A 14,765-nucleotide genomic window follows, 5' to 3' on the forward strand; every position below is an offset into this window, starting at 1 on the left:
ATGCCCGATTGGCTCGCCAACATGGAACCGCATTGGGCGTGGCTGTCGCTCGGCGTGCTGCTCGCGGCGGCCGAGATCGTCGCGCCGGGCTTTTTCCTCATCTGGATCGGCGCCGCCGCGATCGTTACCGGCGTCATCGCGTGGATCGTGCCGCTCAGCGTTCCCTTCCAGCTCGGCATCTTCGCCATCCTGGCCTTCGTCGCGCTCTATGGCGGGCGCCGCTGGCTGAAAGCCAATCCGATCACCACGACCGACCCGCATCTCAACCAGCGCGGCGGCCGGCTGGTCGGCGAGGTGCTGACCTTGACCATGGCGATCGAGGATGGCCGCGGCCGCGCGAGGGTCGGCGACGGCGAATGGCCGGTGCGCGGCCCCGACGCCGCCGAAGGCACGAAGGTCCGTGTCGTCAGCGCCGACGGCGGAGTGCTGGTGGTCGAGGTGGCCTAACTGCACTTCGGACCTCGTCATTGCGGGCGGAGCGAAGCAATCTCCAGCTATCGACCTTGCGCAAGATCTATAGCGGGAGATTGCCGGGTCGCCTTCGGCTCCTCGCAATGACGGATCAGCCACCCCTCGGCCGCGAATAAATCGCCACGACATGCCCCAGCGCGTCGCTTTCCCCGATGCGCCGGAAGCCGAGTTTCCCCGCCACGCGCTCCGATGCCTCGTTGCCGGGGTCGATGATACTGCGCACGTCCTTGGCATCGAGATTCGCGTCGGCCCAGCCGAGCGCCGCAGTCATCGCCTCGGTCGCATAGCCCGCGCCCCAATGGTCGGCGTCAAACGCCCAGCCCGCCTCCGGCCGCCCTTCGAGCTCGGGAATCCCGCGGCAGAAATAGCTGAGCCCTCCCATGCCGATCAGCGCGTCGCTCGCCCGGTCGGCGAACACCCAGTAACCGAAACCCATTACCGGCCACAGTCCCGCCGAACTCAGGAACTTGCCCCAGCTGACGTCTGCGCTGCGCGGTTCGCCGCCGATGAAGCGCGTGACGCGCTCGTCGGCCCACATCGCGATATGGACGTCCTTGTCGGCAAGGCGCCCGGAACGCAGGCGCAGGCGGTCGGTTTCGATGACGGGGGGTGCTGTGAACATCGCCCCGATGTGCCGAAGCGCGGCGGAGCGGTCAATCGGGGTTCAGAAAATGGTCGAACAGGTCGTGCAGAACCGCCGTGCCGTCGACCTGCCGCTTGGTGCGCAGGACGCCCAGCCTGCCGACGCGAGCCAGCACGTCCACATGGCGCAGGACCGCATGATAATGCGGCTTCTCGTTGAAGTCGTGGAACAGGAAGACGCAGTCGGGTTTGCAATGGATGATCGCCTGCAACAGGCACGCGACACGGAAACGTCCCGCGACCGTCACCGCATCGGGGCTGCCGGCCATGCCGCGCCAGATATGCGTGTGATAGCGCGGCCAGTCGCGCAGCCGGCTTTCGTCGGCGGGGTAGCCGCCCTCGCCCACCGGCCCGATGTCGATATGGGCGGGGGTGAACTCGACCGCCTCGCGCGCGACCTCGCCCTGGACCTTGCGAAGTCGCGCGGCATCGCTGTCGACGCTGACGATCCGCCGCACCTGCCGCGCCGCCACCAGCGTGCTTTCGCCGCAGCCGAATTCGAGCAGCGAAGAAAGTCCGGCAAGCTGCAGTTCGATCTGCGTGACTTCGGCGGCGGTCAAATGTGGTCGCATGGTCCCCTCCCCACGCCCTGAGCGATATGGGAGGAGCATCGCCGCGTCCAGCCGCGATCGGCGATTGTCGCCGCGAAGGCGGGCCTGCGGAGGGGGAGAGAGAAACCGCTCCGGGTGCCCGCCTTCGCGGGTCAGGCTGCCGCCGCAGCCAATTCGGGTTTCGACGAATGCGCCGGCATGATCGCGTCGGCATAGTCGCTTTCATATTTCCGGATCAGCGCGCGGTCGTCATGGTTCCAGGGGTGGAAGCCCGGCATGAAATAGGAAAGCCAGGGGAAGAAGCTCTTGCGCAGCACGCCCGGCGTGCCGAGCAGATACCACCAGATGCGCGCCGTGACGCGCCAGCCGGTAAGGCCGTCCTGTTTGAGCAGCGCCTTCATCCCCTTCACGCGCTTGGGCCAGAAGCGTGTGGTGACGAGCAGCATCATCAGCGACTTGGCGCGCCAGCGCTTGAAGCGGCTCCAGTCCTTCGTCGCGTGGAGCCAGGTGTCGTAAGCCACGCCCTTATGCTCGATTTCCTCGATAGCGTGCCATTTCCACAAGGCCGCCCATTCGGGCTCGGCCCCCTCGTACATCTTTGCGTCCTTCAGCATTACCGCCGCCATCATCGCGGTATAATGTTCGAGCGCGATCGTCGCCATCAGGTTGACGATCTGCGGCCGCGTCTTGATCAGGTCGAGCACCTGGTTGACGTCGGCTTCCAGTTCGGAGAGGTCGTAGCCCGCCTCCGCCGCCTTCTTGTTGAATACGACATGCTCGCGGCTGTGGATCACTTCCTGCTGGGTAAAGGCGCGGATTTCGCGCGCCAGTCTGTCGGGCACGCCGTCGCGGTGCGCCTTCACCGCCTCGATGAACATCGCCTCGCCGCGCGGGAAGGTCACCGACAGCGCCGTGTGAAACGCCGAGGCGATCGGGTCGCCGTTCAGCCACCAGCGGCCCTGCGCATTGTCGCGGCCAAAGCGCATGTCGCGCGGCGTGATCGACAGATCGGCGGGGGTCGGCGACTGGGAAAGGCTGGACATATGGCTCATACCGTCGAAAAGGGTTGTCGGGGCCAGGAAATAGGGTTTACTTACATATATGTCAATAGTGAAGAAGCGCTTGAGTCCCGAGGAAAGCCGTTCGGCGGCGCTCGAGGCTGCACGCCATATATTGATCGAAATGGGGCCGGCGGCGGTGACGCTGAAGGCCGTCGCGGCGCGGATCGACCGCACCCACGCCAATTTGCTCCACCATTTCGGGAGCGCCGCGGGGCTGCAAAAGGCGCTCGCCGCCTATCAGGCCGAAACCGTCTGCGCGACGATCGGCAGGAAAATGGCCGAATCGCCACCCGGCGAACGGAATGTGCGCGAGATCGTCGACCTCGCCTTCGACGCCTTCAACAGCGGCGGCGCGGGCGCGCTCGCGACCTGGATGGCGGCAACCGGCAATGACGACGCGCTCGACCCGATCGTCGAAGCCATCCACCGCCTGATCGACGGCATGGCGCCCGATGCCGACGAAAAGCGCCTGATGCACGAAGACACGCTCGCGCTGGTCCTGATGGCATTGGGCGACGCGCAGCTCGGCGGCCCGATGGCCGAGGCGCTGGGCCTGCCGCGCGACACCTCGCGCGTGCTCGCGACCGAACTGATCAACGGCCGCATCGCCAAATTCTGGGCCGAACATGGCGGCAAGCCGCAAGCCTAAAGGCTGGTAATTTTGTTACGCTGGCGCTAAGGGCGCGCATCCCCTGTCTCCGTTCGCATCGAGCGAAGTCGAGATGCCTCTCGGCTTGACGCCGTGCTGCGGGGTGTCTCGACTTCGCTCGACACGAGCGGGTTTAGAGGTTTAGTTTCGATTCCTCGCCCCTGAAGGCCCCGCCATGCACTTCCTCGACCAAGCCAAGATCTTCATCAAGTCCGGCGACGGCGGCCCCGGCGCCGTGTCGTTCCGGCGCGAGAAATATATCGAATATGGCGGCCCCGACGGCGGCAACGGCGGCAAGGGCGGCGACATCGTCTTCGAGGCGGTCGCGGGCCTCAACACGCTGATCGACTTTCGCTACACCCAGCATTTCAAGGCAAAGCGCGGCACCCCCGGCGCCGGGCGCGACCGCACCGGCGCGGGCGGCCCCGACCTCGTCATCCAGGTCCCCATCGGCACGCAGATCCTCGACGACGACGAGGAACGCAGCCTGCTCGCCGACTTGACCAAGGAAGGCGAGCGGCTCGTCTTCCTGCGCGGCGGCGACGGCGGGCGCGGCAATGCGAGCTACAAGAGCTCGACCAATCGCGCCCCGCGACAGCACGGACCGGGCTGGCCGGGCGAGGAAATGTGGGTTTGGCTGCGCCTCAAGCTGCTCGCCGACGCGGGGCTCGTCGGCCTGCCGAACGCGGGCAAGTCGACCTTCATCAACGCGGTGAGCAACGCGCAGGCCAAGGTCGGCGCCTATGCCTTCACCACGCTGCGCCCCCAGCTCGGCGTCGTCAGCCACAAGGGGCACGAGTTCGTCGTCGCCGACATTCCGGGGCTGATCGAGGGCGCCGCCGACGGCGCCGGGGTCGGCGACCGCTTCCTCGGCCATATCGAACGATGCCGCGTGCTGCTCCACCTCGTCGATGCGAATGACGAGGATGTCGCGACCAGCTACCGCATCGTGCGCGACGAGCTCGAAGCCTATGGCGCCGACCTGATCGACAAGCGGGTGATCGTCGCGCTCAACAAGACCGACACGCTCGACGACGAGTTGATCGCGGCGCTTTCGGCCGAACTCGAGGCCGAAAGCGGCCATCCGGTGATGGCGCTGTCGGGCGCGAGCGGCGCGGGCGTGCCTGAAGTGCTCGACAAACTGCTCGAAGCGATCGGCCACCCCGAACCCGGCGAGGACGAGAGCGAAGAAGCGAGCGACTGGTCGCCGCTTTAGGAACCAAGCCCGCCGCGGGGGATTTCATGCGGAACAACAAGGAGTTCCGTATGCCGTTTCGCCGCAACCTGCTTCTCCTGGCCGTCTTCGCCGCTCCGCTCGCCACCATTCCGGCGCAGGCGCAGGAGGACGAAGGCGGCGAAAAGCGTACGCGCATCATCCTCGGCCCCCAGCTCTCGCCGTCGTGGCCGGGCGCGGACAAGTTCAGCGTCGGCCCCTATATCGACGTCTCGCGCACGCGCGACAGCGAATTCGAGTTCGAAGCGCCCGACGAAAGCTTCGGCCAGCCGCTCGTCCATACGGGCAATTTCGCTTTCGGCCCCGCCCTGGGCTTCATCGGCAAGCGCAAGGCGTCCGACATCGGCGCCGACCTGCCCAAGGTCGGTTTCTCGATCGAGGCCGGGGGCTTCGCGCAGGTCGCGCTCACGCCGTCGCTCCGCGTCCGCGCCGAAGGGCGCAAGGGGTTGAGCGGTCACAAGGGCTGGGTCGGCGAAGTCAGCGCCGATTATATCGCGCGCGAAGGCGATGACTGGCTCTTTTCGATCGGCCCGCGCGTCACCTTCGGCGACTCCAGATACACCCGCGCCTATTTCGGCGTGACTCCCGAAGCCGCGGTCGCCTCCGGGCTTCCCGCCTATGACCCGGATGGCGGCGTCCAGTCGGTCGGCGTCACCGCCGGCTATCACCGCATGCTCGGCCGCAATTGGGGCTTCGCGGTGTACGGCCGTTACGACCGGCTCGTCGGCGATGCCGCCGACTCGCCGATGACGCGCGAACTCGGATCGCGCGGCCAGCCGTCGGCGGGCGTCGCGCTCAGCTATACTTTCGGCGGCGGCCGCTGAGCCCCCGCGCCGAAGGAAATCATGCTTCGCCCGGCGCCGGCAGCCTTGCGAGCAGCGCCACGAGTTGCGCCTGGCTGTTCGCCCCGGTCTTGCGGAAAATCCCCTTCAAAAGGAAACGCACCGCGTTGAGGCTGACGGCGCGCAGCGCGGCATAGTCCTGCAGCGTGTCGCCCGCGGCCAGCGCGACGGCGAGGCGCGCTTCGGCCGGGGTCAGGCCGAACCATTGCGCAACGCGGTCGATCTCGACCACCGGGGTTTCACCCGGCGAACTGCCGAGCGTGACGATCAACGAGGCGCCAAGGCGGACGCCGCCAAGCTGCTGCGCCGATTGCCGCGTGACGCGCGCGACGAGCACGGGGCATTCCTTGCCCGATGGCGCGACGGTCTGGAAGGCAAGGCCGGCGGGATCGGGGCTTTTGACGAGGTCGAGCAGCCGCTTCTGGCCGGGCGGATGGGTGAAGGCGAAGCGATCCTGCGCGGTGCGGATGAAGCCCGCGCGTTCGTAGCGCGCGGCGGGGGCGTTGGCGGCAAGGACGTTGAGCTGGTCGTCGAGGCTGAAGATCGCGAAGGGCGCAGCGTCGGCCGCCGCCCGCGCGGCGCCCGCGGCAAGGTCGAGCGTCGCGATCCGGTCGCTGATCCGCATCGCGCGCTGCATATGCGGCGCCAGCACGCGCAGGCCGCGTTTCAACCGTTCGACGTCGCGGTCGCCCGGGCCCGGGAGCATCAGCCCGAGCCGCTCGCCCCCGCGCCGGTCGAGCAGAACCGCGACCAGCCGGTCGATGCCCCATGGTTGCAGGAAATTGCGGAAGAATTCGGTTTCGGCGAACTCCGCGCGCGTCATGATATCGAAACTGTCGACAACGCTGCCATTGCCATAGCGCATCAGCTTGCGCGACCAGGGATGATTGCCGGCGTAAACCGCCGAATAGATTTCCTGCACCCCGGCGGCGAGGCCGCTCGCCGCGACAAAGCGCGCGCTCGGCGGATTGCTGCTTTCCCAGAGGATGAACGCCGCCTCCCAACTCAACGGACAGAGCGTGCCGGTGATGCGGGCGAGGGTTTCGTTCCAGCTTTCGGGATGAAGGACGGAATCATAGATTTCGCCGATCAGCGCGTTGAGCACCTCCCATTCGGCCGGCGCATTATGGTCGGTCGGAAAGGCCGGTCGCTGTTCGCCCTGCATGCACTTCTCCCCACAGAAGATACGCAGCCCCGGCATTTGACGGGAGCCGAACCGCAATGGCAAGCGCAATGCGACAAAATGAAAAAAATCCGCTCCCTACCCAGGTGGGTAGCGAAACAAGCGTGCGAATCGGTCATGAATGGCCTGCGACCCGAGGAAGGTGGAACCAAGGCCATCTTGCTCTCTTGAAGTCCGCCGGCTTGCCGGCGGACTTCATTTTTGGGGCGCGGCTGGATTGGCAGCTATCGACCGATTGCAGACGTTCAGATATCGAAGCGAATTGACGAAAAGCTGTCAATTGGACGGAGCATTGATCACCGGAAATCGTGTCAGAACCGCGTCGCATGACGCGACTAATCCGGGAAGGAAGGACTGATCTGCCTCGACTTCAAAGCTGTGCTGCTGGGTGAGATGGTCGGGCGTAATCTCCACTATGGCTTCGATGCGTCCCAGTTTTTGCATCTTTAACTGCAGTCTGAGGCCGGGTTCCATACCCGTTAGTGCCGCTTCGCCAGTCATTGTATCGACCATCTGCGAAAGGTCGTCACGAAATTGTTCGATGTCGGCAGTCGTGAGTATCGGCCCAGAATGCTCGACGTAAGCACCACTAGCGCGCATCTCAGCGCGTATCATGAGCCAGTTGCTGTCCCAGAAGTCGGTGGCATCGGGAAACTCCCGGCCGTCGACCCACAATGAAAAGCCCAGCAAGCGAATATCCGGTTCGGTTTCCATAGGTTGGGTAGCTATCCGCTTTTAGGTGTTTTCTCCAGTCCCGCCGAAAGCAGTCGTTCCGCTCCCCACCCCAAACCCGCCATCAGAAAAATCGCTGTCCTACATTATCGCGGGCGCATAACCTCCGCCCCGCCATGCACGCTCTACGCTCAGCAGCACCCCACCTCCGCCCCCTCGCCCGGTTTCCGACGGGTATCATTATACCGAAGGGGAACGTGAACATTGACAACTTCGGAATAAAATTGCGCGAAAGCCGCCCCCGGGGACATTCGCATTGGCGGCGCACACGCATCGCGCTATCGGCGGCGCCATGAGCCTGTTTCCGCCCGCCGCCTGCCCCCGGCTGATCGTCAAGATCGGATCGGCGCTGCTCGTCGATCCGGCGGGCGCGGTGCGGCGCGACTGGCTTGCCGGGATCGCCGCCGACATCGGCGAGCGGACGCGCGCGGGCCAGCAAATCGCCGTGGTATCGTCGGGCGCGATCGCCCTCGGCGCGCGGCGGCTGGGGCTCGCCAAGGGCGGGCGCGGAACGCTGGAGGATGCACAGGCGGCCGCCGCGACCGGGCAGATCGCGCTGAGCCAGGTCTGGGCCGAAGTGCTCGGCGCCGAAGGGCTGACCGCGGCGCAGATGCTCGTGACGCTGGACGACCTCGAGCATCGCCGCCGCTATCTCAACGCCGCCGCGACGCTCGACCGGCTGCTCAGCCTCGGCGTCGTCCCGATCATCAACGAGAATGACAGCGTCGCGACCGAGGAAATCCGCTTCGGCGACAACGACCGCCTCGCCGCGCGCGTCGCGCAGGCGGCGGCGGCGGGCGGGGTGATCCTGCTCTCCGATATCGACGGCCTCTATGACCGCAATCCGGCGCAGGACGGCGCGGTCCATATTGCGCGCATCGAACGCATCGACTCGGCCATCGAGGCGATGGCCGATACCGGCTCCGCCTCGGGCATGGGATCGGGCGGGATGGTGTCGAAAATCGCGGCGGCGCGCATCGCCAACGCCGCGGGCGCGCATCTCGCGATCGCATCGGGCCGGATCGACCGGCCGCTGTCGACCGAAGCGCGGCACACATTGTTCGCCGCCGAAAAAGGCGCGAGCGCGCGCAAGGCGTGGCTCGCGGGCGGCTTGACCGCGAAGGGCCGGATCGAGATCGACGCGGGCGCCGCCAAGGCGCTGCAAGGCGGCGCGAGCCTGCTCGCCGCGGGTGTGACCGCGGTCAGCGGCAGCTTCGCGCGCGGCGACATCCTCGACATCGCCGGTCCCGACGGACGCGTCATCGCGCGCGGCCTCTCCGAATATCCGGGCGCCGACGCCGCCAACATCGCCGGCCTCGGCCGCGATGCGCAAGAGGCGGCGCTCGGCTATGCGCCGCGCAGTGCGATGGTCCACCGCGACCATATGGTCTTGCTGTGAAACCCGTCCTCGCGATGACCGGCGCGACCGGCTTCGTCGGCGGGGCGACGATGCGCGACGCCGTCGCGGCGGGTTGGCATGTCCGCGCCCTCACCCGCCGGCCGCAGCCCGAACAGGGCGGCGTGACGTGGATCGAGGGTGCGCTCGACCAGTCCGACAGCCTCGCCGAAATGGCGGCGGGCGCCGATGCCGTCATGCACATCGCTGGCGTGGTCAACGTACCCACCCGCGCCGCCTTCGAGGCGGGCAATGCGACCGCCACCGCCAATGTCGTCGATGCCGCCCGCGGTGCCGGGGTAACGCGCTTCGTCCATGTCTCCTCGCTTGCGGCGCGCGAACCCGGCCTCTCCAACTACGGCTGGTCGAAGGAGCGCGCCGAGGCTGCCGTGAAGGATAGCGGGCTCGACTGGACGATCGTGCGCCCGCCCGCGGTCTTCGGGCCCGGCGATACCGAGATGCTCGACCTGTTCCGCATGGCGCGGCGCGGCATCGCGCTGGTGCCCAGCGGGCGCATGTCGGCGATCTATGTCGACGAACTCGCGCGGCTGCTCGTGACGCTCGCCGCCGATCGCGGCGCGAGCATCGGTCAGATTTACGAGCCCGACGACGGCAAACCGACCGGCTGGTCGCACCGCGGCTTCGCCCGCGCCGTCGCGCGCGCCGTCGGACGCCAGCGCCTCTCGACGCTCGCGACCCCGGCCTTGCTGCTCAAGGCCGGCGGCCGGCTCGACACGCTGGTGCGTCGCAGCCGCGCCAAGCTGACCCCTGACCGCGCGCGCTATATCGCGCATCCCGACTGGGTCGCGACCGAGGGCGCGTGCCCGCCCGCCGACCTCTGGCGGCCCCAGCTGGGCACCGACGACGCGCTTGCCGAAACGGTGCGCTGGTACCGCCGCGAAGGCTGGCTCTGATGTCGCCGGTATGGCTGCGCCGTTCGCCCGTCGAAGCGTGCATTGCCAAGGGCGAGGCGCATCCCTAGGTTTGCGGGCATGACCGACAGCACCACGAGCGCTCCCAACGATCCCGCCGGCCCCTGGGCCATCCCCGTCCGCCGCCCGCTTCCGGGCGAGGACAAGCCCAGGTCGACGACCAGCTTCCCACGCAAGGTCTGGAACCTGCTCGTCGGGATCAAGGATGCGCTCGCGCTGATCTTCCTGCTGCTCTTCTTCGTCGCCTTGTTCGGCCTGCTCGCCGGACGCCCGAACGCCGGCCTGCCGGTCAGCGAAGGCGCATTGCTGATCGAGCTCGATGGCATCGTCAGCGAACAACCGTCGGAAGTCGACCCGCTTTCCGCGCTGTCGGGCGGCGCGGAGCTCAAGGAAATCCGCGTCCGCGACGTCGTCCATGCGTTGGAGGTCGCCGCCGATGACAAGCGCGTGACCTCGGTCGTTCTCGACCTCGACCGTTTCCTCGGCGGCGGTCAGGTGTCGCTCGCCGAAATCGGCGCCGCGGTCGACAAGGTGCGCGCGAAGAAAAAGCCCGTGCTCGCCTTTGCCACCGCCTACACCACCGACAGCTACCAGATTGCGTCGCACGCGAGCGAAATCTGGGCCGACAGCATCGGCGGCGTCGCGATCGCCGGACCGGGCGGATCGCGCCTCTATTACAAGGGGTTGATGGACCGGCTCGGCGTCACCGCGCATATCTACCGCGTCGGAACCTTCAAGAGCGCGGTCGAGCCTTTCCTCCGCACCGACCAGTCGCCCGAAGCCAAGGAAGCAGACCTTGCCTATGCCGGGGTGCTCTGGGAAAACTGGCTGAGCGACGTCAAAAAGGCGCGCCCGGCGGCGAAGATCGACGCCTATATCGCCGACACCGCCGGCGCGGTGAAGGCCGCGGGCAACGACCTGTCGAAAGCCTCGCTCGATGCCGGCCTGATCGACAAGCTCGGCAGCCGCATGGCGTTCGACCGCCGCGTCGCCGAGATCAGCGGCGTTGCCGACGACAGCAAGCCGTGGGAATATAATGCGATCCCGCTCGAAAACTGGGTCGCCGCCAACCCGCCCGAGCAGAAGGGCAGCGCGATCGCGGTCGTCCCCGTCGTTGGCGAGATTGTCGATGGCGAAGCGCCGAGCGGCGTCGCCGGCGGCGAAACCGTCGCGCAGCACATTCTCGATGCCGCCGCCGACAGCAGCATCAAGGCGATTGTCCTGCGCGTCGATTCACCCGGCGGGTCGGTTCTCGCATCCGAAGAAATCCGCCAGGCGCTGCTCGCCGCGAAGGCCAAGAAGCTGCCGATCGTCGTCTCGATGGCGAATGTCGCGGCGTCGGGCGGCTATTGGGTTTCGACCCCCGCCGACCGCATCTTTGCCGAGCCCGAGACGATCACCGGATCGATCGGCGTGTTCGGCATCCTGCCCAGCTTCGACCAGGCGCTCGCGAAGATCGGGGTCAATGCCGACGGGATCGCAACGACGCCGCTGTCGGGCCAGCCCGACGTCTTCGGCGGCGTGAACGACGAGTTCAACGCACTCGCGCAGGCGAGCGTCGAAGACATTTATGCCCGCTTCACCGGCCTTGTCGCGAAGAGCCGCAAGCAGCCGATTGAGAAAATCCGCACGATCGCCGAAGGGCGCGTCTGGGCGGGCGGCACCGCGCGCCAGATCGGCCTTGTCGACCAGTTCGGCGGCCTGCCCGATGCGCTGGCCGCTGCGGCGAAGCTCGCCAAGGTCGACGGCGATTTTCATGCCAAATATTTCGAGGACGAGCCGAGCGAATTTTCGAAGATGCTCGCGAGTTGGTCGGGCGCCGAGGAAGAAACCGCGGCGCTTCCGCGCGGCTGGTTCGGCATCGCCGCGATGAACCGCCAGCTCACCGAACGGCGGCTGGTGCAGGACCTCACGATGCTGACGCAGGCGGGGTCGGTACAGGCCTCGTGCCTCGATTGCCGGGCATATCTGCCCGCCGTTCCGCGGCCGGGCAAGGCGGAGGCGAAGGGCTTCTTCGGGGCGCTGGCGCTGCTGCTGAAATAAGGATATTCCCCTCCCGCTTGCGGGAGGGGTCAGGGGAGGGCCTGTTTCGAACCCGACCCGCGCGTGATCGACATACCCTCCCCCGACCCCTCCCATAAATGGGAGGGGAGCGATCAGGCCGCCTCCGCGACCGCCTTGGCGTGCTCGGCAATCGCATCAGCCAGCGTATCGACCAGCGCGAGCGGCAGGTCGTGCCCCATACCGGGGATCGTCAGCAGCCGCGCGCCCTTGATATTCTCCGCCGTGTCGCGCCCGCCAGGCAGCGGCACCAGCGGATCGTCCTCGCCATGGATCACCAGCGTCGGCGCCTTGATATCCTTCAGCATCGCACGCCGGTCGCCATCGGCGACGATCGCCGCCATTTGCCGCGCGACGCCCGGCGGATACCAGCCACGTTCGAAATCGGCCCGCACGCGGCGCTGCAGCCGGTCTTCCGCCGACGGATAGCCGGGGCTGCCGATCACGCGCGCGGCATTGACCGAGTATGCGATCAGCGCCTCCTTGTCGCCATTCATCGGACGGTTGGCGAGCACCTGCATCGCTTCCTTCTGCGCGCGCGGCAGGCGGCGGTTGCCCGTCGTCGACATCACCGAAGTCAGCGACAACACGCGCTCCGGATAGCGCGCGGCGATATGCTGCGAGATCATCCCGCCCATCGACACGCCCACGACATGCGCACGGTCGATGCCAAGATGGTCGAGCAGGCCGACGCCGTCGGCGGCCATGTCGGCAAGCGTATAGGCAGGGCGCACCGGCAGCCCGATCACCGATTTGACGATCATCCACTTCACATTGGGAATGCCCGCCGCCTCGAAGCGCGTCGACAGACCGACGTCGCGATTGTCATAGCGGATGGTGCGGAAACCGCGTTCGTTCAGCGCATCGACGAATTCGTCGGGCCAGAGCGTCAATTGGCCGCCGAGCCCCATGACCAGCAGGATGACCGGCGCGCCCTTCGGGCCCTTGTCCTCATAAGTGATGCTGATGCCGTTAACGGCCGCCTGCTCTGTCTGCATGAAAATCCTTTGGTTCGAAAGTTAGCTCGCCGTCGCAGGCTTGTAATGCGCGGCGTCGGATGTGAATTCGGCGCGACCATATTCGGCCAGCTGGCGCTCGATCCGATGCACGAGGTGGCGATCGGCGAGGCGGCGGATGAACGGCATGCGTGAGGCGACACGGTACGCCGCCAAGCGCCCCGCGATGCCGAGCATCGTCGCGCCATAGATGAGATGATCGCGGCGCCGCACCGGCACCCCGACGCTTGCCGCACGGCCCTCGTCCCCGGCGAGGAACGCCTTCACGAAGAAGACGCGGCTGACCGAATATTCGAGGCGGCGCTTGACCTGCCCCTTCGGCGACATGTCCTTCGACAGTTCGGCGTCCATCGTCGCGCGGAGCAAGCCCCCGCAGACCACGTCGTCATATTCGTAGCGGAGCGTCGCGCTGCGCGTGCGCCAGATGCGGACGATTTCCTGCGGCGTGTCTGCAAGCAGATCCTCGGGCAGCCCCAGCAGGTAGCAGCGATAGCGCGCCAGCTCGACGCGCGCCCGTTCGAGCCGCGTGAAGCTGGTGCGCCCCTTCGCCAGCACCTCCTGCGACAGGAAATAGACGGGGATCAGCCCCGCCGGCATCTGATCGAGCTGCGGGATCGGCATGCCATAGGTTTCGGCGTCCCACATGCCGGGGCGCGACAGCACGTTGACGCGCACCATCGAGTGCATCAGCCGCACCATCGCCGCAGCCTTGAACCCCGGTCCAAAGCGATCGAGCGCGCCGGGCAGAGCCGTCGTGGCGAAGAAAGTCGCGGTTTCCTTGACCCGCCGTGCCGCAGTCGCCTGGCCGAGCGTGCCGGTCAGCGCCATCGGCAGCGCCGAATATTTGTTGAGGAAGGTCGCGATGAAGGCGCCGCGGATCAGGAAGGGTGACAGGTTCGCGGTGGCGTTGCGTTCATAGGCGGCTCCTTCCTCGACCAACTGCATGTCGAGCCACTCGGGCTTCTGCTCCATCTCGTGGATCAGCGCGGCGAGTTCGGGCGGTGCGTCTTCGACCGCATCGATGCCCTTGTCACACGCATCGACGAGCATCGCGACGGTGCGCTGGAAGCCGTAACGCGGCATCAGCGCCGCATAGGCGTCGCCCGTCCGGTCGCCGAGCATCGTATATTCGCGGATGCGCCCTAGCAGGTCGGGATCCTCCAGATAGGACGCACGGTCGATGCTGCGGACGCGGCTCAGCTCGCTGACTGCATCGGCCTCGGGCGCCCAGCGTTCGGGCGCCTTGTCAAAATCGAAGCGACCGAACAGCTCGGGCAGGGCGTCCGCCTGGCCCCTCACCCGGCGGGCGATGGTGCTGACATCACTGTTCATAAGGCGAAACTGCCACAGTTTCGCGATTTGGCAAGCCTATTGCCCGCGATAGGTCGGTAGCGCGAGTGACCAGTGGATCGCCGCACCGCGCAGGATGAAGCCTGCGACCGCGCCCGCAACGGCCGCGACCGGCGTTCCCGTACCCAGCGATTGCAGCAGCAGAAACAGTCCCGAAGCGAGCGCGGCCGCGGTCACATAGACCTCCGGGCGCATGATGATCGATGGCACGCCGGCAAGGATATCGCGGATCGTGCCCCCAACGCAGCCGGTAATGACCCCCATCATCAGTGCCGGGACCGGGGGCACGCCCCACGCCAGCGCCTTCGCCGTGCCGAACACGGCATAGGCAGCAAGTCCGACCGCATCGGCCCATTCGAGCAATTGCCCCTGCCACCAACGTTCGGGGGTAAGCCAGACGATCAGTGCGATCGCAATGCACACCGCCGCAATCGCGCCGTCCTGCACCCAGAAGACCGGCGCGCCGATCAACAGGTCGCGCACACTGCCGCCACCAACGCCCGTGACGAGCGCAAAGAAGGCGGCGGTCACGAGGGTCTGGCGCAAGCGCACCGCCATCAGCGCGCCCGACAGCGCGAAAACGCCGATCCCGATCAGGTCGAGCAGGCGGACAATCAGCGCGTTGTCGAACTCGAACAAGACGCG

Annotated in this window: 15 protein-coding genes; 7 read left to right on the forward strand and 8 right to left on the reverse strand. The window is 66.9% G+C overall.

The genetic code is table 11. The features are described 5' to 3' along the window. The gene (locus VSX79_RS13485) at positions 1-447 is read left to right on the forward strand and encodes an NfeD family protein (RefSeq protein ID WP_326913602.1); all 447 of its coding nucleotides are present in this window, start codon (positions 1-3) and stop codon (positions 445-447) included. Positions 448-562: 115 nt separating this feature from the next. Here the strand turns inward: VSX79_RS13485 and VSX79_RS13490 are convergent, their stop codons facing one another. From VSX79_RS13490 to VSX79_RS13500, 3 genes are all read right to left on the reverse strand, one after another. Then, on the reverse strand, positions 563-1,093 hold the full coding sequence (locus tag VSX79_RS13490) for a GNAT family N-acetyltransferase (protein ID WP_326913603.1): 531 nt from the start codon (positions 1,091-1,093) through the stop codon (positions 563-565). 31 nt (positions 1,094-1,124) lie between these two features. Further along, positions 1,125-1,685, reverse strand: coding sequence for a hypothetical protein (locus VSX79_RS13495; protein WP_326913604.1), 561 nt, complete (start codon positions 1,683-1,685; stop codon positions 1,125-1,127). A 131-nt stretch (positions 1,686-1,816) separates the two neighbouring features. Beyond that, entirely contained in the window at positions 1,817-2,707 is an 891-nt protein-coding gene (locus VSX79_RS13500) for a metal-dependent hydrolase (RefSeq protein ID WP_179494593.1), read from the reverse strand. Positions 2,708-2,765: 58 nt separating this feature from the next. On the opposite strand from VSX79_RS13500, the gene VSX79_RS13505 reads away from it, so the two are divergent. The 3 genes from VSX79_RS13505 to VSX79_RS13515 all read left to right on the forward strand — a co-directional run bounded on the left by VSX79_RS13505 (position 2,766) and on the right by VSX79_RS13515 (position 5,432). Further along, positions 2,766-3,374 carry a TetR/AcrR family transcriptional regulator gene (locus VSX79_RS13505; protein WP_179494591.1) on the forward strand — a complete coding sequence of 203 codons (609 nt, stop codon included), beginning with the start codon at positions 2,766-2,768 and terminating at the stop codon, positions 3,372-3,374. A 175-nt stretch (positions 3,375-3,549) separates the two neighbouring features. Beyond that, positions 3,550-4,590: a GTPase ObgE gene (obgE, locus tag VSX79_RS13510; protein WP_179494589.1), complete on the forward strand. Its 1,041-nt coding sequence runs from the start codon at positions 3,550-3,552 to the stop codon at positions 4,588-4,590. A 50-nt stretch (positions 4,591-4,640) separates the two neighbouring features. Continuing rightward, positions 4,641-5,432 carry a MipA/OmpV family protein gene (locus VSX79_RS13515; protein WP_326913605.1) on the forward strand — a complete coding sequence of 264 codons (792 nt, stop codon included), beginning with the start codon at positions 4,641-4,643 and terminating at the stop codon, positions 5,430-5,432. Between the two features lie 19 nt (positions 5,433-5,451). On the opposite strand, the gene VSX79_RS13520 is transcribed toward VSX79_RS13515, so the two are convergent. Both VSX79_RS13520 and VSX79_RS13525 read right to left on the reverse strand, forming a co-directional pair. Next, positions 5,452-6,615 carry a helix-turn-helix transcriptional regulator gene (locus tag VSX79_RS13520; protein WP_179494584.1) on the reverse strand — a complete coding sequence of 388 codons (1,164 nt, stop codon included), beginning with the start codon at positions 6,613-6,615 and terminating at the stop codon, positions 5,452-5,454. 294 nt (positions 6,616-6,909) lie between these two features. Next, on the reverse strand, positions 6,910-7,347 hold the full coding sequence (locus VSX79_RS13525) for a WapI family immunity protein (RefSeq protein ID WP_179499360.1): 438 nt from the start codon (positions 7,345-7,347) through the stop codon (positions 6,910-6,912). A gap of 310 nt (positions 7,348-7,657) precedes the next feature. Between VSX79_RS13525 and proB the strand changes: the two genes are divergently transcribed. The 3 genes from proB (at position 7,658) to sppA (ending at position 11,736) form a co-directional block, all read left to right on the forward strand. After that, positions 7,658-8,764, forward strand: a complete 1,107-nt coding sequence (proB, locus tag VSX79_RS13530; protein WP_179494580.1) for a glutamate 5-kinase — start codon at positions 7,658-7,660, stop codon at positions 8,762-8,764. 14 nt (positions 8,765-8,778) lie between these two features. After that, positions 8,779-9,675 carry an NAD-dependent epimerase/dehydratase family protein gene (locus VSX79_RS13535; RefSeq protein ID WP_179497216.1) on the forward strand — a complete coding sequence of 299 codons (897 nt, stop codon included), beginning with the start codon at positions 8,779-8,781 and terminating at the stop codon, positions 9,673-9,675. Positions 9,676-9,753: 78 nt separating this feature from the next. Continuing rightward, complete coding sequence (gene sppA / locus VSX79_RS13540) at positions 9,754-11,736, forward strand: signal peptide peptidase SppA (RefSeq protein WP_326913606.1); 1,983 nt, start codon at positions 9,754-9,756, stop codon at positions 11,734-11,736. A 113-nt stretch (positions 11,737-11,849) separates the two neighbouring features. Here sppA and VSX79_RS13545 read toward each other — a convergent pair whose 3' ends face one another. From VSX79_RS13545 to VSX79_RS13555, 3 genes are read right to left on the reverse strand one after another with little or no spacing between them, the layout of a single operon-like run. Next, a complete protein-coding gene (locus VSX79_RS13545; protein WP_326913607.1) occupies positions 11,850-12,752 on the reverse strand; it encodes an alpha/beta fold hydrolase in 903 nt (300 codons plus the stop codon). Positions 12,753-12,773: 21 nt separating this feature from the next. After that, on the reverse strand, positions 12,774-14,102 hold the full coding sequence (locus tag VSX79_RS13550; protein ID WP_326913608.1) for an oxygenase MpaB family protein: 1,329 nt from the start codon (positions 14,100-14,102) through the stop codon (positions 12,774-12,776). Positions 14,103-14,138: 36 nt separating this feature from the next. Then, complete coding sequence (locus VSX79_RS13555; protein WP_326915257.1) at positions 14,139-14,678, reverse strand: trimeric intracellular cation channel family protein; 540 nt, start codon at positions 14,676-14,678, stop codon at positions 14,139-14,141. Between the last annotated feature and the right edge of the window lie 87 nt (positions 14,679-14,765).

Source organism: Sphingopyxis chilensis (assembly GCF_035930445.1).
GTDB lineage: Bacteria > Pseudomonadota > Alphaproteobacteria > Sphingomonadales > Sphingomonadaceae > Sphingopyxis > Sphingopyxis chilensis.

Excerpts from the sequence above, each read along its gene's own strand:
- VSX79_RS13485 (WP_326913602.1), top strand. The coding sequence starts at position 1 with ATGCCCGATTGGCTCGCCAACATGGAACCGCATTGGGCGTGGCTGTCG.
- VSX79_RS13490 (WP_326913603.1), bottom strand. The coding sequence starts at position 1,093 with ATGTTCACAGCACCCCCCGTCATCGAAACCGACCGCCTGCGCCTGCGT.
- VSX79_RS13495 (WP_326913604.1), bottom strand. The coding sequence starts at position 1,685 with ATGCGACCACATTTGACCGCCGCCGAAGTCACGCAGATCGAACTGCAG.
- VSX79_RS13500 (WP_179494593.1), bottom strand. The coding sequence starts at position 2,707 with ATGTCCAGCCTTTCCCAGTCGCCGACCCCCGCCGATCTGTCGATCACG.
- VSX79_RS13505 (WP_179494591.1), top strand. The coding sequence starts at position 2,766 with ATGTCAATAGTGAAGAAGCGCTTGAGTCCCGAGGAAAGCCGTTCGGCG.
- obgE (WP_179494589.1), top strand. The coding sequence starts at position 3,550 with ATGCACTTCCTCGACCAAGCCAAGATCTTCATCAAGTCCGGCGACGGC.
- VSX79_RS13515 (WP_326913605.1), top strand. The coding sequence starts at position 4,641 with ATGCCGTTTCGCCGCAACCTGCTTCTCCTGGCCGTCTTCGCCGCTCCG.
- VSX79_RS13520 (WP_179494584.1), bottom strand. The coding sequence starts at position 6,615 with ATGCAGGGCGAACAGCGACCGGCCTTTCCGACCGACCATAATGCGCCG.
- VSX79_RS13525 (WP_179499360.1), bottom strand. The coding sequence starts at position 7,347 with ATGGAAACCGAACCGGATATTCGCTTGCTGGGCTTTTCATTGTGGGTC.
- proB (WP_179494580.1), top strand. The coding sequence starts at position 7,658 with ATGAGCCTGTTTCCGCCCGCCGCCTGCCCCCGGCTGATCGTCAAGATC.
- VSX79_RS13535 (WP_179497216.1), top strand. The coding sequence starts at position 8,779 with ATGACCGGCGCGACCGGCTTCGTCGGCGGGGCGACGATGCGCGACGCC.
- sppA (WP_326913606.1), top strand. The coding sequence starts at position 9,754 with ATGACCGACAGCACCACGAGCGCTCCCAACGATCCCGCCGGCCCCTGG.
- VSX79_RS13545 (WP_326913607.1), bottom strand. The coding sequence starts at position 12,752 with ATGCAGACAGAGCAGGCGGCCGTTAACGGCATCAGCATCACTTATGAG.
- VSX79_RS13550 (WP_326913608.1), bottom strand. The coding sequence starts at position 14,102 with ATGAACAGTGATGTCAGCACCATCGCCCGCCGGGTGAGGGGCCAGGCG.
- VSX79_RS13555 (WP_326915257.1), bottom strand. The coding sequence starts at position 14,678 with ATGGCGGTGCGCTTGCGCCAGACCCTCGTGACCGCCGCCTTCTTTGCG.